Source organism: Colwellia hornerae, from assembly GCF_007954355.1.
GTDB classification, from domain to species: domain Bacteria; phylum Pseudomonadota; class Gammaproteobacteria; order Enterobacterales; family Alteromonadaceae; genus Colwellia_A; species Colwellia_A hornerae.
In genome coordinates this window covers 1-24,255 of sequence record NZ_VOLR01000037.1, presented here as the reverse complement: position 1 = coordinate 24,255, position 24,255 = coordinate 1, and the positions used below count along the sequence as shown (strand labels likewise).

The window sequence follows — 24,255 nt, the reverse complement described above, 5'->3', positions numbered from 1 at the left end:
ACATTAGCGGGAGAATTAATTAAAATAGGCATTGACTGACTAGGAGATGCATACGACAAATAAGTGGTTGTGGTAACATTACCTTTATTATCATTTACTTCTACTTTGTCATTAACCAGATATCGATAAGATATTTGACCTGAAATGGCATTGTTATTAACCGCCTTTGGACGTCCTAATCCATCATAGCTGTAATTAATACCATAATAAGTAGACGCAGAACTTGTCTGCTGACTTTGAAAAATGGGTTTATTTAAGTAGTTAAAGTTTGTTCTTACATACCTTGTTGTATTACTACTATCGTTATTATCCCACTCTTTTACAGCCATTGGCCTTAGTAGTCCATCATAAAAAGTCTGTTTACGGTAATCACCTTGACTCACCGTTTGAACCGTCATATCTGAAACTGTTCCTGGAATGCCAATACCACCTGATGTCTGTGAATATGAAATATTGGTATTTGACCATTTAGCGTCACAAGGGTCTATTAAGATTAGGCGCCCTAAAGTGTTATAGCTGTAGTTTTCACAGTTACCTTCAAAATCCGTTATTTTGGTAACCTGAGCATTGGCATTGACTATTCGATAACCATATTGAAAATCTGTACTACGGCTCTTAGGTGTCTGAATAGTTCTAGGAATTCCACGATAATAATTTGAATATTTTACCCACTGATTATTGGCATTTCTTGTTATTTTATTAGGTAGTCCATTTAATAAATAGGTGTAATTGGTATGCCAACGACCGAAAGAATATTGGTCAGCAGGTTGTGATTTATACCTTCCCGTTGCAGAGTGATAAGTCGTTTTTGCTACTTCTTTATAAATAGAACCGTTAAAGACCTTTGTTTGATATGGCCGACCAATTAGCCAATGTGTTAAATCATTATTATAGGTGGTTTGAATATATTTATGTTTGTTACCATTGGCATCATTGTATTGATGTGTCTGCGTTGGCTTACCATAAATATCATATGAGGTGGTTAGGAGAGTAAAAACATCTTTACCACCCACTCTGTAGTATTCTTTTACTTCAGAAGCAATTAACGCTCTGTTTGAATGAGCAACACCACTGCTTAGCTCAAATCCCACATTACCAATATTTTGACGAGTAAATGTTTTCTTTGTTTGGAGCAGCATCGCGCCGTTTGTATCAAACTCTTCTACAGCAACTAAGCTACCGTCTAAGTAACTGGAGTAATCACGATTATGATAGTATTTGGTTCGACTGTTATCTGGAGCTATTACTTGTGTCCATTTATAATCTTTATTATTGATATTACTTGGTAATGTACCCTTTAATAACATACTACTATGAATATTCTCATTAGCGGCAAAACCTGTATTTTCAGAATAATCATAATTCCATGTCATCTTGGACATTCCCGGTCCCTCTAACACTTTTTGAATAATAGACATGGTGGCGTAGCATTGCGGTTGTATATAAGGACCGTTATTACTGGTAGTGGTTTCCAGCGTGTTACTTCTTCCTTGAACTTTTCCTTCAAATTGAAATGTGCCAGTTACACCATCAGGGTGTGTGATACTTGCGGTACTGTTTTTTGGTGTATAATTTATGGTGTATGCACAATCATCCATTTTGTCACCGTCCCTGGTGCCAACAGTTGGTTTAGCATTTCCATATGGGCTTAAATCAAAAAGCCAGTTTTTACCATCAGGTCTGGTTACAGAGTCTAGCCCTTTAGTACTGCCATATGAATATGTCCAATGACGTCCGTTATAAGAAACTTTAGTGATATGATTTAGATGGGAGCCAGTTCCATAAGCCATAGATACTGTTCTGCCGTCACTGGACGTTATTGAGGTTAGCTTGTTACCAGAATAATTATACTGAATCCAATTACCGAAACGATCTTCTACTTTTGAAGCCAACATAAAGGCTTGATACCGTGAGGTAACTTTATAGTCTCGATAAATACCCTTAGCGGATATTAATCTCATTTTGTCAAAAGTGTACTTAAGCCCATCGGGTGAGTGACCGATAAAGCCTTCGCCATTGCCACCTGTACGAGTAAAACAATCGAACTTCCAATTAGATTTTGTTTTTCTACCGTTTTTTTCAACTAACTTCTCTTGTCGACCCGGTAAAATAAGAGAGTCACCGTTCCAGTATTCATGAGATTCAAACACGCTACCATGACTAGAAATCCCGCCAGGGTTTAATGGGCCAGAGCATTGCTTGCCTATTCCCCATGAACCTGAATATCGGGAACCATTAAAAAGTAGTGTGGTATGAATCGCGGGGACTTCAAGTAACCAATCATCAAAAAAAGCTGAATTATAAGCAGTTAAACCGGCAGCCTCAGGATAAAATTTTCGACCTATGACAATGTCGGGCCCAATCCCTTTAGCCACCAAATCAGTATGGCTGAATCCAATCGTTCCAGAGTTAAGGTCAATATGCTCCCCAAGTAAGTCAGTTGTATAAGGCGTAACCGAATCTTTTACAGACATACGCGCTAAGATATCTTCATTGGCAATACCAAATCCACCACCACCAGGATCGCCCCCGGGATCACCGCCACCAGGAGGAGGAGCTAAAGTAGACACTTTTGTTGATGATTTTTGCATTGTTGGTAAGCTTTGGCTGACAATTGCTGAAGAAATTTCCGCAGTCATTGCTTCATTGAATGGAGTTTGTTTAGCAAATGCCATTATAGGTAAAATTAATGCTATCGTTAAATATCTCATAGAAATCCCTTATCTATTAATAATTACAATAATATTCAGTTACTTAATTTTAATAACTTATAAATAAAAGTTAAAATACATCAAATAAATTAACCAGGTACATTCAACCTGATAGACTTTTTGGAACTCAGGTTAAAAAATACTTTTACTTTATTTAAAGCTATAAATGCTCAAGTTTTCCTATTTCAAGTAATGAAACATTCACATAACTTTGATAAAACGAGCTGTATTTTGCCAACACAAAAAGTAAATAAAAAGTTAATGCAACGTAAATGTAAAATAAATATAGTAGGTAAATGTCGCTAAAGCAATTTATGCTTAGACATTAATAAGAGGAAAATAATAAAGTTATGATTGTGTATAAAGTTTTATAAAAGGCGTATTTATAAAATAATTTTACGTGTTTGATATCATGAGTTAATTAACAAAATGATGGTGCTATTAAATAAAGGATAGCGTGTGATAATAGGTGTTTTTTATTTTATATATAAAAAAAATAGCTAATTAACCCTAATAAATAGGCTTTACAGGCGTTGTACCACTCATTAGTTGTTCACTTTGATTTAATAGCGTAGCGAGTTAATAGCATCTGCTACTGTTAAGAAATATATTTTAGTGAGACAAAGTTCTGCTTTACTAAACTCATGCGCACGGATCAAATCGAGAACTTGTGCTAGGACAACTGTCCGCTCTGTTTTAACTAGTACCTGTTGTTGTGATACACATTCTATTAAATAGCAAACACCCTTAGAATCTATAACATAATCTTCATCGCTAAGAATTAAGTCCTGGCATTCTGAAATAAACTCTAGCGCAGAAGCTAAATAAGTAAGCTCATCTTCGCCTTCTAACTTTAAAATACATGGCCAATAAATCATAAAAAATCTCTATAAATATAACGGTAAAAATAAGCTTGCTCGGTCAAGGTTTACTTATGAGTCATCTCTTTGAAGGCAACGCCCTCTCGGCTCATCACCTTCATGTAGCACAGTGTCGGTATGCAGAAACTTTGCAGCTTCTGCAGAATCTTTCACTTTAGAGGCACTGCGTGCTAGCATTTCGGCTTCAAACTCATTGAGTACACTTTCCCTTATTCCAGCATTACGCCATTGAGATAACGGCCGACATCCTATTGATATACCTCGTGCAAGCGACAATGCATCGAGAAGCGCTTGATTGGCTCCTTGTCCTTTGAATGGACTCATCGGGTGAGCTGCATCACCAATGAGCGTCGCTTGTTGCCCTTGCTGCAATAATTCTGCTTCGAGTAATGGCCGGTCATACACTGGATAACCCGAGACTTGAGCCACTAAGGTAGCAGCTAAGACTTGCGGTATAGGATCATGCCACTGAGTTCTTCGACACGCTTCATCTTTAAGTGCCTGAGGACCTTTAGCGCTTAACGCTTTAGCCTCAGCTTCAGGCATCGGAAAACTAAGCTGCCACATCACAGAGTCAGACGCATAAGGCATCATATAAATACGTTCATTACCATTAGCTGTTTGAAAAACAGTGGCCGAGTCCAACAATGAACTATCAAGTCCTTCGAGTGCCGCCAAAGGACAAATACCCAAAATAACAATACAGTCTAGATAACGTAGAGGTGTTTTATCCTCCGCTATTAGCAATTTTCGCACCGAGCTGCGAATACCGTCGGCGCCGACGACAAGATCGGCCTTGGCGCTTTTTAATTCACCTTCGACCTGAAAGCTCAAATCAACACCTCCACCCAGCGACTCCTTATAATCTACTAACTGGTGACACCATTTTACTTGGTTATCGCCAACGAGTTGCTTAAGTAACGCTAAACGTAAAAATTGGCGAGCGATATGAACATTAGTGCGCTTAACCGACGTTTTCACCGCAGAGGGATGCCACTTTCTGATGCCCCATTCACCAATAACTTTACCGGTAGTGGTATGAACAACATGCCGAGTTGAAATAACGCCTTGAGTTAACGAAGAAATGCCAAGCCCCGCTATCGCTCGACTGGCTTGTTGTAATGTGAGTCCGTAACCTTGAGAGCGAGTATCAAAGCCACTATCTCTTTCATAAAGCGTAAAAGGAATACCGCGGTGCAAACAAGCCACTGCTAGTGCAACACCGCCGATACCGCCACCAATAATAGCAATATGTGGGTAGCTTTCTTTATCTACAATGGTAATTTTTTTTGCCTGAACGAGGCCAGTTCCACAGCAATTTAAACAATCAAATAGATGTCCCTTAGGACGAACTGGAGGTGTGCCTTCGCTTTGTTTTTTTGCAAATTCAGCCAACTGATGCTGATACAGAAGTCGCATTTTTTTACGTGGTCTTTTATTTTTTTGGCCAATGCCTTGGCACTGCTGACAAATGGTCCAATTGATATCTTCGTTGTTCAACTTTATAAATTCCTGTTTATTTAACCTGATTTTAACTTCACTTTTGCGGAAAAAATTCGTGTTAAAAACCCATATCGAGGTTAAATGTAAAGCGGTGCATTTGATTAAGACTCTGACAATTTAACGACTTATTGTATCGTTGCAATTATTAATAGCAGTAATTATTTAGCCGTAGTTCTGCCAGAAAAACTGATGGGCTAGGATTTTAGACTGCTTTTTACCAAGAAGACATTCATTTGATGAAAACATTAACCTTTCTGCCAGTAAATAGCAGGATATAGAGATTCAATAGCCGATAAATACTCCACTAAACGTCGCTACCTGTGAATCATATAAGTAAACTGGCTTGAATTTTGGCGCTCACCTGAGAATATATAGTACCAACGCCAATGATAAGGTAATGAAGAGCCGATTAAAGTAGCAGTCGATAGTGTTTATTTCTGCTCAGCTTTACATATTTTTTGAATGAGCATTGAAACTGACAACGCAATTAATAAGCCCATAAAAAAATAGATTGCGATTAAATACTTTCCTAAATCAGATGCTTGTATTTCACCATTAACTAATACACATTCACCTTTGCTGTAATTGAAGGTACCACTATTATCTAAGCATTGATCAACCAAAAAGAAATCATTAACTAACCAAATAGCAATAAAACTAATGATGACCCCAATAAACTGTGGAATTGAATTTTTTTTCATAAGTCCCTAAAAGCATAGGTTAAGTAATACGTCATCCTTGATAATAAAGTAATAGCCTGCCAAGGCCAATCAATAATTTTCGTCAACATTTAACATCTTCTATACTTTTACTTTATTCATGTAATTGATAAAATTAAACTTTAAAAATATCATTATATTAGGCCAATATGGCCATCCTCTAATAACAATTTATCGATACTGCGGCCATTCGCTGCTATTAAAGGACTAACGCAGCGGGTTACTAAGCGAAATGCGTTGCTTGGCTAGCAACCATTACCCAAGTAATTATTATGCCGTTAATAAAAGCGCCGGTATAAACCCGACCAGTTATACGATAGGCAACAGTAAATACCAATGAGGCTATGGTCATCAAGGGGATAAATTGCAGCACAATAATAGACCATAATGGCTCACTGGCTATTAAGAGCGTGCTGCCCATGAACATTGGTGTGTATTGCACGCTCAAAAACACAAGATAACCTAGATTCAGTAGTAACCAGTTGACGCTTAATTCTTTGCTAAAGCTCCAATCATCACGTCGTAATTGACCATGTAGTACAGCACCAACTATAATAAAGAATAGGCTAAAAGGCATCAGATAAGACAAAGCAATACCCATTTGCATTAGGCTCAACGGTTTAATTGCAAACACCCAAATACGATAGTCGACATCAAATAAAAAATCCGTTAACAGTAGTGATATATAAAGCCCCCCAACAACAACAAAAGCCAGTAAAAATGAGTGTGCAATCGACGATACTTTTATTTGGCCATTCCAGGTTAATCCATAACTTTCGAAACTGGCACCTGTCTTACGATTCAACAAAAAATGCCAAAGTAACAGTAGCAACATTGAAATGAGTCCAGTCAGCAGTGCCCAAATCATGACTTGGCTGGTAATATTTTGAGCAAATAAAGCGGATGCCTGCCACCCTAACCTTTCGCTTATGCCCTTAAATGGCAATAGTGTCAGCGCCGGCAATGCCGTAAAGATAACAGCGCCAAACCACCAACTATGTCCTGTTAAACTCTGTAGCTTAGGCATTGCTGCCTTTAGTGAACTGAACATCGAGGTTGCCGAGACTTTGCCTAGTGTCGGTATAATAAGCATTATCATACCGAGCAAAGCGATAAAAGTGCCCACTTCTTTCCATAACCAAATTTGATCGGTAGCTGGGATTGATTTTGCGCCTGATAAGGTTAAATCAAACCACTTAATCGCATGACCTATCGCGATAGATGAAAAGTGAATACCCGGATGAGTAACCGCGGGTTGATGAAAAATACGCGCTGTGCCATCAGCGACATTGCCATAAAGTTTATCTGCAATGATTTCCTCATCACGATTAAACAGCTGTTTGAGCTTATCGGTTTTCGTGATGTCGGTTGGTAAATCAACACCCCACATTAGTGAGGAAAACTCATCATACTTGGAAAATACGATAGCGATATTGCGTGGCCAATCCGGCGTCCCTGTGGGTGCTCCAAAAGAGCCAGTCGATGAACCTAGAATAACAATAGATTGGTAATCGTTTGGGTGGACACCTGCTGCTACAAGTGAGGCCCATCCCCCCATGGAATGACCTTCGAGGCCAATATTACTTTTATCAACAAAAGGTAATGTTTTCATGTAGGCCAGTGTATCTATGCCGCCAAAACCATTGCTAAAAGCGGCTGGGTCCGAATAACCATGGCCGGGTTGATCAGGCGTCAATACCACATAGCCTCTGCGCGCAAATTCAATAGCAAAGCCTGATTGGGTTTCATTTGAGTTGAGGTAACCATGAGTCGCTATAATACCAGGGGCTGGATTTTTGTTTGATATGCCTTCAGGTACGTAAAGCCTTGCGTGGCTAATAATGGCGTTATTACCTGCAAAGCGAACGTGACTGACTTTTACTGTACCGCCATTAGTCTGTATTTGATTGGCCAACAAACCGCCAAAAATAATCAGGGTCACGGCTAGGATAAGTAATTTAGGATAGACGTTCATTATATTCCTTTAATGCTGACCTATTCAAAGCTATTTTTTAATGTCAAAATTGAATACCGCTCAAATTATAGATCAACAAGCACAGGGTAGGATTTAGATGCTTTTCTTCTTATGAGCGAATAGTGTCCGCGAATAATTTGTAGCAAAGAGTAAAGTACCGATTAAATCGTTAAAGAAGCCAAGGACAAATAATAGTCGCTAAAATACCAATAAGACCCATTATGTCAGTCATTGTATAGCAATATTTTGCCCTTGCTTATAACGATTAACCTATTCGATGAAGCGCACAAATTTTGTTATCTGAGGGATCACGTAAATAAGCGAGATAAATCTTACCTATTGTTCCATCTCGTACACCCGGAAGGTCTTCACACGCACGACCACCATTAGCAACACCCGCTGCGTGCCATGCATCAGCAATAGCGGTACTATCAGCTGAAAAACCAATAGTAGAGCCATTACCATGACTAGCAGGCTTACCATCTATCGGCTTACTTAGCGCAAGAACGCCATTTTTTGTAAAATAAAAACAACGACCTTTTGCGTCAATTACACCGGGCTCGTGACCCATAGCACCAAGAATCGCATCATAAAAAACCTTTGATTGTGCTACATCATTTGCGCCGATCATTATATGACTGAACATCTTTTGTCTCCTCGTTAAAATATAAGTTTACTGTAATGTGTTTAAGGAACCAGCCACCAAAGTGGCCATTAATAATACCGGCTAATGTAGAGCAAAGCGAAAGCTAGCAATAACTTATCGCCTTGCTTTACTCACTTAAATTAGTCTCGTTGATATAAAGACTCAATCGTACTTGATTCTATGGTGTGTAGATTTATCATGTAGCCTGCTAATGCGCCAGAAGCATTTGCTGGTAATTCAAGTTTTTCTACAGAAAGTGCGTGTATTGTAAAACTATAATGGTGCACACCATGACCTTTAGGAGGACAAGCACCACCAAAAGCTCGGCTGCCAAAATCATTTTGTATTTGAATACTCCCCGCAGGTGCACTATTTTTATGCCCAGCCCCAGTTGGTATTTCCATTACGGTCAAGGGTATATTTACTATTTGCCAATGCCACCAACCACTGCCTGAAGGCGCATCTGGATCGTAAGCTGTAATAGCAAAACTTTTTGTGCCCTTTGGAGCGTCAGACCATTTTAGGTGTGGCGACAAGTCGCCTCCTGAACAACTATAGCCATTGAATTCATGTATTTTTGACATAAATTCTCCTTGAGCAATATCTCGACTAGTTAAGCTAAGTGGCCCGGCCAATACAGATACCGAAACGCTCAGGGATAGTACTGAAAGTAGTTTAAGGAGTTGAAACATAAGAGATCCTTATTATTAGTATTTTATTTAATGAGAGTGTCCTGTGATCATGACATACGTACATCCTATACATCGCCACTCTTTCACATCCATGTGATCATGGCATACGTACATCCTATACACGCCACTCTTTCACATCCATGTGATCATGGCATACGTACATCCTATACATAAAAAATCCGATGATCAGATCATCGGATTTTTAAGACAATTAAAGGTTATTCACCAAATTTATGAACAACACTTAATTTAAACGAACGACCTAAAGGTCCATGGGTAAAAGGGTCGAAGTTTAAATCTAATCTTGCAAAAGGAGGCTCTTCATCCGTTAAGTTACTTACGGTAAAGTTCAACTTTGTTAGATCTTCATTAAATCGATAGTTATAACTTAAATCATATTGTATATGGCTATCGATAACTTGCCCTTTTGTGTTAGTGCTAAATAACTCATCTCGCTCATCTTTATAATCACTAATATAATAAGTAGATAAACTAACATTGTGATTATCAAAATCGAAGCTATTGATCATAGTGGCTTTAAATTTTGGTATTGGGCGGTTTGAATTCGTTTTATTCAAGTAACCAGCGGCATCAAACGTATCTGATAAACCATCTCCTGTTACTTCGTATTCTGCAGTGTAAGTACCATTCATGTCCATGGTCCAGTAATCAGTAACATTTAAACGTAATTGAACATCAATACCACTAGTTTGAACGTCAGCACCATTAATGATGTTAGTTTCAATACGCTCTACTGTTTTCGCATTTCCAGGCTCTGTCCATTGTATTTGATCAATATAGTCTCCATTCCCCGCCACTGCAGCTGATAACACGGCATTATAATTTTCAACGATGATCGGGTCACTTAAATCAAATGACCAAAAATCTATGGTGGTGAATAAGCGTTCATCCCAAAACTCACCAATAATACCAAAGTTTAATGCAACAGCTGATTCAGGTGCCAGCGCACTATTGCCTTGTGTATCAACAGCTTTAAAAGCACCTGCAGCACCCACATAAGAAAGCGTTGTATTACTACCCTCTAGTTGATTTAGTGTTGGTCCTCTAAAGGTAGTGCTCGCAGAACCTCGTAATGAAAAGGTATCATTAATACGGTATTGTGCGGATATTTTTGGATCTAAGGTATCGCCAACTTCGCCGCCATAGTTCTCATATCGCAACGCAACTTGCATCTTTAAGTCGTCTGATACGGGTAATGAAAACTCGGTAAAAACAGCGTAAATTCCTTGAGATGAATCTTGGTTGATCTCGCCACTTCTAAAATGAAAAACACCTGTTGGGTTTGCACAATCTGTAGCTCCAAGCTCTGGACAAGGATTTATCGCTAAATTCCCCAGATCATTCACTTCATTTGCAAAGGTCTCATGACGGTACTGAACACCAACAGCAAATTCTACACCACCGCCGTCTAATTCAATTGCTAAGTCACCAGAAACTAAACCATCAAATACAAATAACTCTGTAGATTTTTGCGAAGTTCGGGTACCTGAAACGTAATCTAAAACTTCTTCTGTGTTGGCAAGTTCAGCTTTATAATTTGGGTTAGTCACACCATTAGAAGCCGAGGTTTCAATACCATTTGAAAAAGGATTGAAGTATAAACAACCATTTTCACCTGGAACACCTGCTTCCCTGTCACAGTTATCGCCACCATAACCTAATAACGCATTCTTCAATGTGACTATTTGTGTGTCTGGGTTACTTCTATAATCAAGCTTTGAATTTGAATAAGCGAAGCCTGTTTGCCAGTTATAGCCATTTTCAAATGCCCCTTCTAAATCTGCCGCTATTCGGTAGGTATTATACTTTAAGCCCCCTTCACTCGAGGGACCTTCAACACCGACGGTACGGCCAATATAAGCGACACGGTCTAATGATGGATGAGCAGCGTTTGCAAATTCAGGATTGCTTGCCACTAAGTCTTGCCATGCTGGATGATAAGTAGGTACATAGCGATCTGAAAAATCGACTAGTTTTTGTGGCGGATACGATGGAGAACCATAAGTGGTCGGCACATCAGTCTGTGAGTACAGCACTTCAACATGTAACTGAACGTCATTTTTAAATTCGTGAGTTAATTCACTAAACACTTTTAGATGTGTATCACCATCGTTTAATGCTGAGTATGGCGTATATTGGAATTTACACAGTCCTGCTATCGTTCCTCCTAATAATTCACAGCCAGGGTCCATATAATATTTAGGTTGTGAGTTATCACCGAGCCAAGCGGCATTAAATATCGACGGTGGATTACCTATTGATGACCAACCACCTTGTGGGTTAGTTGCAAAGTCTTGTACCGCCCAGTCTTTATCTGCGGTGCTTACCGTACTGGTTTTATCATAGCTCAGCGACGTCACCCAATGAGTACTCTTATCGCCTAGCCCCCAAATAAAACCTAAACCATAATCGCCGTCGCTATCTTGTAAGCTTTTATAATCCGCTTTAACTTCTAAACCTTCAAAGTCTCTTCGCGTAGAAAAGTTAACCACCCCAGCTACAGCATCCGAACCATATATAGCCGCTGCGCCCTCTTTTAACATATCGATTCGTTTAACAGCCATAGAAGGAATATCTTGGGTGTTAACATAAAGCATTTGTTGGTCTACAATAGCGTAAGGATTGAAAGTGTGTCTTTTACCATTAATTAACACTAGAGTACGACCTGCTCCTAATCCTCTCAAGTTAATATTAGAAGTACCTTCAGTACCATTAGAACCATATTGGTTTGAATTACCTTGTATACCAGAACTGATTGACAATTTATGTGTCATTTCAACGATAGAAGGCGAACCAATTTTTTCTAAGTCGGCCCGGTCAATAGTTTGCACGGGGGCAGAAGTTTCTAATGCTGAGCCTTTTAAATGTGAACCTATAACACTTATTTTCTCAACATCTTTATCCTTGGTACTTTTAACAACTTCAGCAGACAAAGCACTCGTTGCCATTAACCCCAGCATCGCACTAATACCTATGGTAATCGCGTTGCGTTTTAATCTTATATTTTTCATCTGTTTCCCCTTTGATTCACTTTTATTATTATGGTTTTAATATTTTCAATTAAGGGTTAATTGCTAACCCAAATAGCACAATTAATTATTCTGGTGACTGCGCTAAATCCCCTCCAACGTTTTGGTTACATAAAATAAACCGCACATCAAATACTTATTAAGGTCAGATACGATGGCGAAATCGTTATCCATTTAAACCCTATGCTGCGCTAAAGAAATCACTGAGTAATCCAACTATAAGAGGGCTAACATCTAAGCCAATCAAATTAAAAACACAATAACAAAGCAATACATCTCGAGAACAATTAAATCGATACTAATTCTGCATAGCGGAATATGCAAGTTGTTTTTGAATAAATTTAATTAATCGTTAATTTGTAGTATTTACTTGAAAAATATTAGATCAAAGGGGTAAAACTGACTAAAACCTTATTAAAGCTCATTAAAGCACTATAATTATAAGTTTTAATAGATGTTAATTAAAATAACCACTTGACGAAATATGACTTTAATGTTCCACTGTGCGGAATATGAAGATTTATTAAGGGTTACTATGATTCGAGATCAAGAAATGTTGAATCAATTTTTGGACAGTATTTCAAAATTCGTTAGAGAGCGTTTAGTCCCTGCAGAAAATGAAGTGGCTGAAAGCGACGCTATACCCGATGATATTGTCCAAGAAATGAAAGCTATGGGATTGTTTGGTATGACAATTCCACAAGAGTATGATGGCTTAGGTTTAACGATGGAAGAAGAAGCGCTGGTCGCTATAGAGTTAGGTAGAACCTCACCTGCTTTTCGTTCTCTTATTGGCACTAACAATGGTATAGGTTCAGCTGCTATTGTATTTGATGGCACCGAAAAACAAAAACAAACCTACTTACCTAAATATGCTTCAGGTGAACTTATTGGTGCTTTTTGCTTAACCGAACCAGATGTTGGCTCTGACGCCTCTGCCGTAAAAACTACGGCAATAAAGCAAGGCGATAAGTATATTCTTAATGGTACTAAGCGTTATATTACTAATGCACCAAGAGCCGGAACATTTACCGTGATGGCGCGCACAGATCCCTCAATTAAAGGCGCTAAAGGTATATCTGCATTTATTGTAGACGCCTCTACACCGGGTATTACTCTTGGACCTAAAGATAAAAAAATGGGCCAGCAAGGGTCTCATACCTGTGATGTTATTTTTGAAAATTGTCATGTCCCAGCCGAAAATATTATTGGTGGTGTTGCAGGTAAAGGCTTTATAACCTCAATGAAAGTATTAGATAGAGGTCGGCTGCACATTTCAGCATTAAGTGTTGGTATTGCCGAAAGATTGATTGACGATGCCTTAAGATACGCAATAGATAGAACTCAATTTGGTAAACCCATTGCTGAGCACCAAATGATACAAGTAATGCTTGCTGACAGTAAAGCCGAAGCTTACGCGGCAAAATGTATGGTACTTGATGCCGCAAGACAAAAAGATTTAGGTAAGAAAATAACGACTGAAGCCTCTTGTTGTAAATTATTTGCAACGGAAATGGTTGGTCGAGTCGCTGACAAAGCTGTTCAAATTCACGGGGGTGCTGGTTATATATCAGAATACGCCGTAGAAAGACTTTACCGTGACGTAAGATTATTTAGATTATACGAAGGCACGACTCAGATCCAACAAATGATAATTGCAAAAAACATGATCAAAGACATCCAATAAATTAAGAACAACGAAGGATTTGCACAATGAATTTAAACTTTACTGCTCAAGAAAAAGACTTTCAACAAGAAGTGCAGCAATTTTTGCAAGAAAAATTGCCTAAAGGTATCGCTGAAAAAACCAAAAACGCCTTACATTTATCAAAAGATGAATGTAACGTTTGGCAAAAAATACTACACAAACAAGGTTGGGCTGGCATTAATTGGCCCATTGAGCATGGCGGCACTGGTTGGACACCTACGCAAAAATATATATTTGCCAATGAGTGTGCTAAGGCCGGTGGCCCAGATGTGATCCCCTTCGGTTTAAAAATGGTGGCTCCGGTTATTTATACCTTTGGTAATGACGAACAAAAACAACGCTTCTTACCAGATATATTAGCCAGCAATGTTTGGTGGTGTCAGGGATATTCTGAGCCTGGAGCAGGTTCTGACCTAGCATCGGTAAGAACAACAGCTGTAAAAGAAGGCGATGAATATGTCGTTAACGGTACCAAAACATGGACAACACTTGGCCAACATGCCGATTGGATCTTCTGTTTAGTCAGAACAGGTGAGCCGAGCGCTAAAAATCAAGAAGCGATCAGTTTCCTGCTAATTAACATGAATGACCCTAAAATTACCGTATCACCTATTATTACCATTGATGGTCGACATGAAGTTAATGAAGTTCATTTTGATAATGCACGTGTCCCAACTGTCAATCTTATTGGTGAAGAAGGTAAAGGTTGGACCTACGCTAAAGTATTATTAACGCATGAACGAACGGGTATTGCTCGTGTTGCTATCTCTAAAGACCGTTTAGTCCAATTGAAAGCACTAGCCCAAACATCGCCTGATGGCGATAATAAGTTAATTGATGATGCTATTTTTGCGCAAAAAGTTGCCCAGGTAGAAATTGATTTACTCGCACTAGAATATACTGAATTACGCACACTTTCTGCTATCAGCACAGGCCAAGCGCCTGGGCCAGAATCTTCAATTTTAAAAATTGTTGGTACACAAATTATTCAAGCAATCGACGAATTATATGTCGAAGCTGCTGGATATTATTCAATGCCATTTGTACCTCAGCAGTTTCATGATGACTTTGATGGACAAAGCATTGGCCCTGATATGGCGACGAATAGTGCATTACGTTACTTTAATAATCGCAAAGCTTCCATATATGGCGGTAGTAACGAAATTCAAACTAACATCATCAGCAAAGCCGTTTTAGGCCTTTAAATTAATATTAGGAGTTTACTATGGACTTTTCGTTAAGCAGCGAGCAACAAATGATACAAGATAGTGTATCTAAATTTATTCTCAATGATTACGATTTTGATACTCGTCGAAAAATACTTGCATCAGCAACTGGTTTTAGCCAAGAGAATTGGCATTTTTTTGCTGAACTTGGTTGGTTAATGCTGCCATTTACCGAAGAAGACGGTGGTTTAGGTGGTTCTATGGTTGACCTTATGATCGTCATGGAAGAGTTTGGCAAAGGTATGGTCGTTGAACCTTTTATTGCAACAGCTGTTATGTCTGGGGGGTTAATAGCCTTAGCAGGTAACCAAGTGCAAAAAGATGATTATTTACCTAGAATTATGGCCGGTGAACTGCAAATGGCTTTTGCCTATGCAGAGCCACAAAGTCGTTATCAATTAAACAACGTAAAATGTAGCGCGATAGAAAACAAGGGTGAATTTGTTATTAGTGGCCAAAAATCTGTGGTATTGAATGGACATCATGCCGATACCTTAATTGTTGCTGCGCGCACTTCGGGTCAAACAAATGATCACAATGGCATTAGCTTATTCTTTGTCGATGCTAACCACCCTAGTGTTAAACGCACAGGTTATGCAAATGTTGATGGTCATCAAGCCGCTGATATTTGGTTTGATAATACCCCAACTCTTGGACTGTTAGGAGAGCAAGATAATGCCTTGCCTGCCATTGACAACATCATTGACAAAGCAACGTTAGCGATTTGCGCTGAAGCCGTTGGTGCCATGCAAATTGCCCATGACAGAACGTTAGAATATACAAAAACACGCAAACAGTTTGGTCGTACTATTGGCTCTTTTCAAGCGCTTCAGCATCGATTAGTTAATATGTTTATTGAGCATCAACAAGCTAAATCAATACTATTAATGGCGGCATTAAAAATGGACAGCAATAATGGTCATGATGCTAAAGCATTATCTGCGGCGAAAAGTCGAATTGGTAAAGCCGCGAATTTAGTAGGTCGCGAGGCGATACAAATTCACGGCGCTATCGGTATGACAGACGAACTTGATGTGGGCCACCTATTCAAACGTTTGACCACCATTCAATTTTTGTTTGGTAGCACCGATGTACATACCAAGCGTTTTGCCGCCTTATAAATCGATAATACCTATTATTTATTAGCGAAATATCACTCAATAAATGCCTTGAACTGATTAACTTTAATTCAAGGCATTTATTTATATAAGCCGTATGTTATCGCCAATATTTCGCGCTTATCCGTTAAGTAATATTGTATCAGCTGATTACAATAAAAGTCACCCTCACTGTATGTTAACTTGTCTCACTAACATTAGACAACGCTTGTGGACCAAGCAATAAGCCCAATATCTTTCAAATTTATTACTTGTTGTTTTTTTAATGATTTACATAATAACTAGTCTACATCATGTCAAGTTTATAGCGGCGTTGACCGCTCGTTAGACAGGCAAAAAAAAGCCTTTAGTGACATATTATCGACACTAAAGACTTTGTAATCATTACCTATGACCGGCTTACTTATTGGTCATCTTAACGATTATAAAAACTAATGATATTTTATGTATTTACTAACGCCGCTGACGTAATCGGTAAATCTCGTACTCTAACCCCTGTTATCTGAAAGATAGCATTGGCGATAGCTGGCGCAATCGAGACAACGCCAGGCTCACCTAAGCCAACAGGAAACTCTTCGCTTTCAACAAATTCAATGTCAAGCTCAGGCACATCATTCATTCTTAATGGCGTATAGGTATTTAAGTTAGTGTTACTTACTTGACCATTTTCTATTGGACTTTGTTCGTGTAATGCTAAGCTTGTTCCCCATAACATTGACCCTTGTACTTGAGCTAAAGCGCCATCAGGATGAACAATAACGCCAGCATCAGCAATCATAGTCAATTTTTTAACCGTTATTTTTCCAGAACTTGGTTCGACATGGACCTGAGCGGCACAAGCCATCCAAGCCGGCATAGTACGTTCTTGTCCCGAACTTATCGCAACACCAATCGCTTCGTTTTTTCCTAACTTAACATTGGCGGTCTTTTCTTTAAGCCTAGTTAATACATGAGCTAAACGCTTAGCACCACCAACACTTTCTGGTGCTTTACCCGCCTGATTGCCTAAACCATCAAGCATGGATAAACGAAAATCAATAGGATCCATTTTACTTTGATGGGCTATTTCATCAATAAATGATTCTAGTCCCCAAACAATCCAACCCTGCCCGACTGATCTTAACCAACCGGGCAGCATAGTCTGTTGTGCTAGGCTATTATTAGCCACACGCACCCGATGGTTTTCCATGCTGTACCAATGATCTGCACCGCTGGTGGAAAACATATCAACACGAATTTTTTTATCTAAGCTTTCAGGCATAAACCCTGGCGCCATTGATAAGGTTGGCCAACCTGCAGCAAGTGCGTGTTGCATGCCAGTAAATTTATTCTTTTGATCAAATAGCGCTTGAAATGAGACAACCGAAGGCGATCTTGGTTGGTCAAACCTAGAGTCATCTTCTCGGGTAAAGACCATTTTTACCGGTTTGCCAATGGCTTTAGCCGTTAATACCGCCGGAATAGCATAATCGCCAAATAAACGACGACCAAAGCCACCGCCTAAGTATTGCTGATGCATAACCACATTTTCATCTGCAACTTGTAACGCTTTAGCGATCGCAGGTAAAGTTAACGACTGCCATTGATTACCGGTATAAACGTGCCACAGACCATTTTTTTCTTCGACCGTTGCGTTAACCGGCTCTAAAGCAAAATGTAACGCGGTATGGGTGCGATAAACAGCATTAATAGATTTATCGGCTTTAGCACTGGCTGCTGAAAAGTCGCCGTCATTTATAAACAAGCCACCTTCATTTTCATCAGCAACTAAACGCTCACCTTCTTTGATAATATCTTGCTCACTAACCTTGGCAGTTTTACCCGCTTGATAGCTTACTTTTAACGCATCGCCGGCTTTAATCGCGCCGTAATAAGTATCGGCTTCAACACTCACCCAGCCCTGAATGTTTTCACTAGGGTCTTGCAAAATATGATAGCCAAGATAACCTTTAACCTTTTTAGCCGCACTATCATCAACATTGGTAACTTTACTGCCATAGCGTGTTGGTGGAACGATAGGTCGAGCATAAACCATCCCCTCCAACTCAACATCAATACCATAAACCGCCGAGCCATTGGTTTTAGCTGGAATATCAAGGGCTAAACCAGGCTTGCCGACTAATGTTCTTTTACTGGCTGGTTTCAAGGGTAAGGCATCAATCTCTTTGGGCGTAAAGACACGATTAAAAGTGCCCTGAGTGACAATGTCACCAAAACTTAACGATTGTTCTTGATAAATGACCGCGCCATTTTCAACACGACATTGCTCTGCTGGACAATTCAATATTTTTGCTGCTGCTTCTATTAGCGCGATACGACCGGCTGCACCTGCTTGAGAAAGTGGCTTAAACGTTTGAAATACTGACCAAGAGCCACCCGTAACCATATAACCCCATTTAGGGTCAGTGTCTACATGAGTAATAGAGACTTTAGACCAATCAGCGCCTAACTCATCAGCCACAACACGAGCGAGTGCCGTACCAATATGTTGCCCCATTTCAGCCTTAGCAATATTAATGTTAACATCACCCTGTGGGTTAATTTCAAACCAGACGGTTGGCGAAAATAATTTATTTTTTAGAGTGTCTTGTGGGCTTTGCCCAATATTGGCTGCGCTGGCTAGAGGCGCAAACGCCATTAACAATGTACTACTTACCGTGCCAACTAAAAAACGACGGCGAGATAAGCTGACATTATTTTTTGCATCTTTAATATTTTGCATTGTCATACGCCTTTATGATTGTTGGGTTGAAGAGCGTGGATCAAAAGTTTGTACATCGGCTGACATAACATCTGCAGCACTTTTAATGGCACTTTGAATACGAACATAGGCCATACAACGACATAAATTTCCACTCATATGATCGACGATTTCTTGGTCACTTGGCGACGAATTACTAGCCAGCAAAGTTGCCGCCTGCATAATTTGTCCTGATTGACAGTAACCACACTGAGGTACTTGTTCTTCAATCCAGGTTTGCTGCAACGGATGTTTGTTGTCTAAACCTTCAATCGTGGTTATATTTTTGTTTGCAGCTGCTATTAATGGAAAAGAACAGGTTCTAACCGCCGCACCATCAATATGTACGGTACAAGCACCACACATGCCAATACCACAGCCAAATTTTGTGCCTTTAAAACCAAATTCATCACGAATAACCCATAATAAAGGCGTGTCGTCCTCTGCAGTAGAGGAAACATTTTTCCCATTTAACTTGAATGCAATCATAACTTTCTCTCCAAAACTGAGCTAAAAGATTATCAACTCATCTATTTATTAAGTACGCCACTTATTGGAGTGGCTGATTTTTATTTTCGCTTATCTATGTCAGAACAGATTGAATTATTTGCAACCGCATAAACTTGTTCCTTAAGATAAACTTGTTGATGATTTTTAAGAATAACGAGCTGATTTTCACTTAACATATGCCTGATACATCAAAATATTGAGCAGCAATATTTAAAAGGATTAGTTTCATCTCTTAAAATATCAAGGTGCTCATCGCAGCCAATATCTTATTGAAACAATCATTAATATTTATCACTATCCTCATAGGTTAGCACCTTAGGTTAATTTTTCCTCATTAAGGTAAAATAATAAACTCAGCTAAGCTTTCGCCATTAGAATTAGTGCAGTGTTCGACGGGATCACTACCGCCAAAAAAGTACAATAGTGCAAATTCTTATTATTGTAGTTACTTAATTTAAGGCTGTCGCATACGATCGAACCCTATAACTATACTATTGGACTATTCGGTACTATTGAGCTTTAGTGTTGTGCTGCACTGTCATGCTATTCAATACCAACCTAACCCGATGAGTTTAAAGGTAGTCTGAATGTGGAGTAAACGATGTTCAATGACGAGGTGTATTAATATTTAAGCTAATATTTAAGCTAAGACACTAACTTTAATACTGTTTTTTTCTTAAAATGACTCAGCTAACCTTGCAATAATGGTCAACTGAGCCTTAATTAATAACATTGATAAGTGATGGGTGGCTTCTTTTATGCTATTAAATTAACTGATAGGTGGCTTCTTTTCTGCTAACTGAACAAAATAGTATCGACCTAAGATCACCGTTAAAATGCCACCAAGCACTAAAGCTGATGACTCAACCAAACGTAAGGTAATCAGTTCATTGGTAAACACTATACCGCCTGCAGCAGCAATAACAGGCACAAACAATTGCACAACAGCGGCTTGTGTAACAGAGAGTCCTCGCAGCGCTATATACCACACAAAATAGCCTATGCCAGAAGCTATAGCACCAGACAATACCGCAAGGAATATTCCCATTGGTGTTATATGGGCATCATTAAGTCCAAAAATTATTAGTATTAAAATAAAAGGAGACGTTCTCATAAAATTATAGGCGGTATCACTAAGTGGATTTTTTGATGTTCTGCCAACAAGTGTATAAAGCCCCCAAGCAATACCTGAAACGGCCATAAGCATAAAGCCTTTAAATGATGGTGTTACTAGGCTTGGTACAATTAAATAAACAAAGCCTAAAAATGCAATAATGAGCCCTAGCCATTCGGTAAAATGAAGTTTATTTCCTGAAATTACACTTGCCATAATCATCGTTAATTGCACAGCGCCAAATAAAATCAGTGCGCCTGTTCCTGTATCTAATGAGATATAGCCAAATGAAAAAGCGATAGCATAAATAAAGAGCATACCTGCTGCCAACCAACTGCCTTTTGCTTTAGGTTTTATGTCATTCGATTTACGCGTTACTTGCAGTAAAATAACTAATATAATAATGCCAGAAAGCAGCCGTATAATAGTAAAGCTGCTTGCATCAATGGCATTATCACCTAGTGCTAACCTACATAGCACAGAGTTTGCCGCAAACGCTAAAAGGGCAAAAATAGTACTCGCAATAATTTTTATAAAATTGATGTTCAAAAAAATCCCACTTAAAAAACACTACATTACTGAGTTAGGTAATATCTTGGCTGAAATTAGCCAGTAAGTTCCCCTTATACAATCGTGCACAAGGGAGCCATCATTATAAAGTAAGCGGATTATGTTTGTTTAGAAATTGAAGAACTTTTTCATAATATATAATTCGGTTTTCCGCCTTATAAAAGTTATGCCCTTCATTTTCAATTTCAAACCATTCGTACGACTTGTTATGCTTCTTTAATTGCTTAAGTAATACTTCTGCTTGTTCTAAAGGCGTTCTGTCATCCTTGGTGCCATGCACTAATAAAACGGGCGTTTTTAATAAATTAATCTTATGAATTGGCGAATGATCTTTTTGGATGTTTTCTAGACCGACTCTTTTAATTAATATTTTTGCTAGCTCAGGCTCTTCGTGTTCAACAAGTAATGGCAAGTCATAAACCCCTGAACGAGCAATAGTACACTTAAAAAGATCCGGTGTAATAATGCTACTTTGAATAGCACTATAGCCGCCAAAACTTGCGCCCATGATGCAAAGTCGGCTTTTGTCTATGTATTGTTTGTCGACTAAATAATTGATGCCATCTAAAATGTCATATTGAATTTTTTCTCCCCACTGCCCAAAGCCAGCGGCTTCAAATTTCCAACCTAAGCCTTTTGAACCCCGATAGTTAACCTGAACCACCGCATAGCCTCTCGAAGCTAATAATTGAACCTCTGGATTAAACCCCCAATAATCTCGAGCGTGAGGACCACCGTGAACTAAAACAACAGCAGGTACTGCGCCAGTAGTCGTTTTTGTTGGTAAGGTTATATATCCTTGAATGGGGGTGTTATCTCTCGCGTTAAATTTAAACGAGTATTGCGGATGTAATTGTTTAGTATCAATACCCTTCTTGCTATGTGCAACGTAGCTCAGCTTATTTGTTTCACGGTCAAATAAATACCATAAGGTCGGCTGAATGTCGCTCGAAAGAGAGATTAAGGCTTTTGTCTCGAGTGTCTGGTCCCAGCTAACATTAATATGATAACCAACAAATTGTCCTAAGAAGTCTGAAAGTTTTTCAGCCAGAGGATGTTTTTTATCTAAAATTTTAAATTGAGGGTACTCGTCAAAGTAAGAGACTGCAAAAGCGCTATCTTGATTATCTAAGTAAAGCCAATTGGTATCATAACCATCCACTTTATATAACGTCGATAATTGCTCAGTTTTTGGATCAAATAAACAAATAGCGATAGTATCGTTACCACAATAATCACTTACCACCAGTTGCTTTTGATCTTTATAAATACTGATAATTGATAAGCTAGTGCTTGCGTTTTTAGGCTTATAGTATAACCAAGACCCATCATCAAAATTATAACGCGCGATAGTAATATCATCTTGCGTTTTACTGCTAAGCCATAACTCTTGGCGTGCATCAAAGTAATCTAGCTGAGTTGTTCGATGGTTTGCCTTGCTATCATCAATTTTTGCTAATGTTTCTATCTGACCTTCATATATATTTAACTTAAAAACCCACATACCTTTATCATTATATTGTGAAGTTGAAATAATGATATGTTCAGGATCATCCTTTAACATGCTGATTATTTTAGGATGCGCCAAATGTTTTTCGTAGTCGTGGTCTTTAGTCCCTTTTTTTATTTTTCCTCGACGAACAAGTGAACGGACCCCAAAAATAAAGTTACCTTCATCTTCATCAATATTAATACTATAAATTTCACCATAGTAGCCCTTCCTCTCTTGATTTCTTTTTTTACTCGCAAGAAAAACCAGCAATCTTTCATTATTTGCCCAACGGTATTGACCGACACTGTCATTATTGGCAAAAGAAATTTGATTAATCGCTTTCATCGTATCAACAGCAACGATAATAAGAACTGGCGTCCCTTTTTGATCTTGGATCAAAGCAAGATGTTTACCATCGGGAGATAAACTAACATCACGGTAATCGTCTTCCTCAAAGAGTGTATTAATATTGAGATTTTTTACCGCTAGTTTGTTTTCCATATTGTTATTTTCCAACGCGATAGCCGTGGTACAGTAGCTGAAAAACATGAAGGCTAATGTCAATATGGTTTTGGTTTTGGTTTTGGGGTACACAGAACATCCTTTTATTATTATATTTCTGTTTATTATATCCTTGAGCTTTAACAAAGGGCAATATTTATTCAATTATCTAACCACAACTTTTATAGCTAACTTATTATAATAAAATGAGTTTTTATCAAGCATCCTTAACTACATAGCCATTTTTTAGATAAAATAGTGCAACAATAAATAACCGCAACATTCTGGCATTGCCGACAAGCCCAGTAACAATAACTCAAAATGTTACAGCACAAAATTATTGTATAATAATGGTGTCAAAATGGCTTTTATTCGATTTTTCACCTACACTTTTTATGTACCAACTCAAATAATAATACCACTATTTTGTATTATTATTTTTCTTCCATATTCCATTTAGTTGTTGGCGGTTGTCATGGATGAACAATCATAAAAAGGAAGCTAACATGACTAAAAATCTAAAAGTAATATTATTTTATTTTGTATTATTAACCCTGTTCTTACTGTTAAGTTGGGTATCAGTACCGGTAAGTGCAGCAGAAAAATCAATGAAAAACATCTCTAACGTCTGGATTTTCGTACCAAAACTAGGACAAACAGCTAAATTTGAACAAGCGTTTATAGCCCACGTTGCCTATCGAAAATTAATGAAAGACCCTCGAAGCTGGTCTGTTTATCAAGCAGATATGGGGACAAATATGGATGCTTACATCGTCCGGTCTTGTTGTGATACTTGGTCAGACCTTGATGATTACCGTCAGTGGAATAGTCAAGCTAAAGCCTCTGAAGACTGGCGTGAAAATGTTAGCAAATACATTTCTCATTATGAGCACCACCGCGCTGAAAATGATCTAAACAATAGTCATTGGCCAGCAGATGTTACTTATAAATATATCGGAGTTAATACTTATACATAGGTTGGACATTAAGAGATAATTGGATCTAGGCCGCACTTTAATCGTCCTTTTTCCTTATCTCTTGTCGGGTTCGCTCTTTGAGCATACTTTGACAAAAAATTGATAGTTTTTTGCCATGTTTT

Annotated in this window: 16 protein-coding genes; 4 read left to right on the top strand and 12 right to left on the bottom strand. The window is 38.5% G+C overall.

The features are described 5' to 3' along the window. From ESZ26_RS17950 to ESZ26_RS17915, 8 genes are all read right to left on the bottom strand, one after another. On the bottom strand, positions 1-2,711 hold a 2,711-nt coding region (locus ESZ26_RS17950), incomplete at its 3' end, for an RHS repeat domain-containing protein (RefSeq protein WP_483400379.1). A gap of 563 nt (positions 2,712-3,274) precedes the next feature. After that, positions 3,275-3,589: a DUF4144 family protein gene (locus tag ESZ26_RS17945; protein WP_146801039.1), complete on the bottom strand. Its 315-nt coding sequence runs from the start codon at positions 3,587-3,589 to the stop codon at positions 3,275-3,277. A 54-nt stretch (positions 3,590-3,643) separates the two neighbouring features. Continuing rightward, positions 3,644-5,092, bottom strand: a complete 1,449-nt coding sequence (locus ESZ26_RS17940) for an FAD-dependent oxidoreductase (RefSeq protein ID WP_211361244.1) — start codon at positions 5,090-5,092, stop codon at positions 3,644-3,646. A gap of 434 nt (positions 5,093-5,526) precedes the next feature. Next, positions 5,527-5,796, bottom strand: coding sequence for a hypothetical protein (locus tag ESZ26_RS17935; RefSeq protein ID WP_146801037.1), 270 nt, complete (start codon positions 5,794-5,796; stop codon positions 5,527-5,529). A gap of 241 nt (positions 5,797-6,037) precedes the next feature. Then, a complete protein-coding gene (locus tag ESZ26_RS17930; RefSeq protein WP_146801035.1) occupies positions 6,038-7,789 on the bottom strand; it encodes an alpha/beta hydrolase family protein in 1,752 nt (583 codons plus the stop codon). 265 nt (positions 7,790-8,054) lie between these two features. Further along, positions 8,055-8,435 (bottom strand): VOC family protein, encoded by a 381-nt coding sequence (locus ESZ26_RS17925; protein WP_146801033.1) that lies wholly within the window; start codon positions 8,433-8,435, stop codon positions 8,055-8,057. 140 nt (positions 8,436-8,575) lie between these two features. After that, a complete protein-coding gene (locus ESZ26_RS17920) occupies positions 8,576-9,127 on the bottom strand; it encodes a YbhB/YbcL family Raf kinase inhibitor-like protein (protein ID WP_146801031.1) in 552 nt (183 codons plus the stop codon). A 218-nt stretch (positions 9,128-9,345) separates the two neighbouring features. Further along, a complete protein-coding gene (locus ESZ26_RS17915) occupies positions 9,346-12,159 on the bottom strand; it encodes a TonB-dependent receptor plug domain-containing protein (protein WP_146801029.1) in 2,814 nt (937 codons plus the stop codon). A gap of 553 nt (positions 12,160-12,712) precedes the next feature. On the opposite strand from ESZ26_RS17915, the gene ESZ26_RS17910 reads away from it, so the two are divergent. From ESZ26_RS17910 to ESZ26_RS17900, 3 genes are read left to right on the top strand one after another with little or no spacing between them, the layout of a single operon-like run. Then, positions 12,713-13,864 carry an acyl-CoA dehydrogenase family protein gene (locus tag ESZ26_RS17910; RefSeq protein ID WP_146801027.1) on the top strand — a complete coding sequence of 384 codons (1,152 nt, stop codon included), beginning with the start codon at positions 12,713-12,715 and terminating at the stop codon, positions 13,862-13,864. Between the two features lie 26 nt (positions 13,865-13,890). Then, the gene (locus tag ESZ26_RS17905) at positions 13,891-15,090 is read left to right on the top strand and encodes an acyl-CoA dehydrogenase family protein (protein WP_146801025.1); all 1,200 of its coding nucleotides are present in this window, start codon (positions 13,891-13,893) and stop codon (positions 15,088-15,090) included. A gap of 20 nt (positions 15,091-15,110) precedes the next feature. After that, positions 15,111-16,232 carry an acyl-CoA dehydrogenase family protein gene (locus ESZ26_RS17900; protein ID WP_146801023.1) on the top strand — a complete coding sequence of 374 codons (1,122 nt, stop codon included), beginning with the start codon at positions 15,111-15,113 and terminating at the stop codon, positions 16,230-16,232. 439 nt (positions 16,233-16,671) lie between these two features. Here the strand turns inward: ESZ26_RS17900 and ESZ26_RS17895 are convergent, their stop codons facing one another. The 4 genes from ESZ26_RS17895 to ESZ26_RS17880 all read right to left on the bottom strand — a co-directional run bounded on the left by ESZ26_RS17895 (position 16,672) and on the right by ESZ26_RS17880 (position 23,156). Continuing rightward, positions 16,672-18,957 (bottom strand): xanthine dehydrogenase family protein molybdopterin-binding subunit, encoded by a 2,286-nt coding sequence (locus ESZ26_RS17895; protein ID WP_146801021.1) that lies wholly within the window; start codon positions 18,955-18,957, stop codon positions 16,672-16,674. 6 nt (positions 18,958-18,963) lie between these two features. Next, positions 18,964-19,458 carry a (2Fe-2S)-binding protein gene (locus ESZ26_RS17890; RefSeq protein ID WP_146801019.1) on the bottom strand — a complete coding sequence of 165 codons (495 nt, stop codon included), beginning with the start codon at positions 19,456-19,458 and terminating at the stop codon, positions 18,964-18,966. Positions 19,459-20,248: 790 nt separating this feature from the next. Continuing rightward, positions 20,249-21,142: a DMT family transporter gene (locus tag ESZ26_RS17885; RefSeq protein WP_223271726.1), complete on the bottom strand. Its 894-nt coding sequence runs from the start codon at positions 21,140-21,142 to the stop codon at positions 20,249-20,251. Positions 21,143-21,245: 103 nt separating this feature from the next. Continuing rightward, positions 21,246-23,156 carry a S9 family peptidase gene (locus ESZ26_RS17880; protein WP_170246418.1) on the bottom strand — a complete coding sequence of 637 codons (1,911 nt, stop codon included), beginning with the start codon at positions 23,154-23,156 and terminating at the stop codon, positions 21,246-21,248. 506 nt (positions 23,157-23,662) lie between these two features. Between ESZ26_RS17880 and ESZ26_RS17875 the strand changes: the two genes are divergently transcribed. Beyond that, positions 23,663-24,133, top strand: coding sequence for a hypothetical protein (locus ESZ26_RS17875; RefSeq protein WP_146801013.1), 471 nt, complete (start codon positions 23,663-23,665; stop codon positions 24,131-24,133). Positions 24,134-24,255 lie beyond the last annotated feature (122 nt).

Coding starts and splice junctions, on each gene's coding strand:
- ESZ26_RS17945 (WP_146801039.1), bottom strand. CDS start 3,589: ATGATTTATTGGCCATGTATTTTAAAGTTAGAAGGCGAAGATGAGCTT.
- ESZ26_RS17935 (WP_146801037.1), bottom strand. CDS start 5,796: ATGAAAAAAAATTCAATTCCACAGTTTATTGGGGTCATCATTAGTTTT.
- ESZ26_RS17930 (WP_146801035.1), bottom strand. CDS start 7,789: ATGAACGTCTATCCTAAATTACTTATCCTAGCCGTGACCCTGATTATT.
- ESZ26_RS17925 (WP_146801033.1), bottom strand. CDS start 8,435: ATGTTCAGTCATATAATGATCGGCGCAAATGATGTAGCACAATCAAAG.
- ESZ26_RS17920 (WP_146801031.1), bottom strand. CDS start 9,127: ATGTTTCAACTCCTTAAACTACTTTCAGTACTATCCCTGAGCGTTTCG.
- ESZ26_RS17915 (WP_146801029.1), bottom strand. CDS start 12,159: ATGAAAAATATAAGATTAAAACGCAACGCGATTACCATAGGTATTAGT.
- ESZ26_RS17910 (WP_146801027.1), top strand. CDS start 12,713: ATGATTCGAGATCAAGAAATGTTGAATCAATTTTTGGACAGTATTTCA.
- ESZ26_RS17905 (WP_146801025.1), top strand. CDS start 13,891: ATGAATTTAAACTTTACTGCTCAAGAAAAAGACTTTCAACAAGAAGTG.
- ESZ26_RS17900 (WP_146801023.1), top strand. CDS start 15,111: ATGGACTTTTCGTTAAGCAGCGAGCAACAAATGATACAAGATAGTGTA.
- ESZ26_RS17895 (WP_146801021.1), bottom strand. CDS start 18,957: ATGACAATGCAAAATATTAAAGATGCAAAAAATAATGTCAGCTTATCT.
- ESZ26_RS17890 (WP_146801019.1), bottom strand. CDS start 19,458: ATGATTGCATTCAAGTTAAATGGGAAAAATGTTTCCTCTACTGCAGAG.
- ESZ26_RS17880 (WP_170246418.1), bottom strand. CDS start 23,156: ATGGAAAACAAACTAGCGGTAAAAAATCTCAATATTAATACACTCTTT.
- ESZ26_RS17875 (WP_146801013.1), top strand. CDS start 23,663: ATGACTAAAAATCTAAAAGTAATATTATTTTATTTTGTATTATTAACC.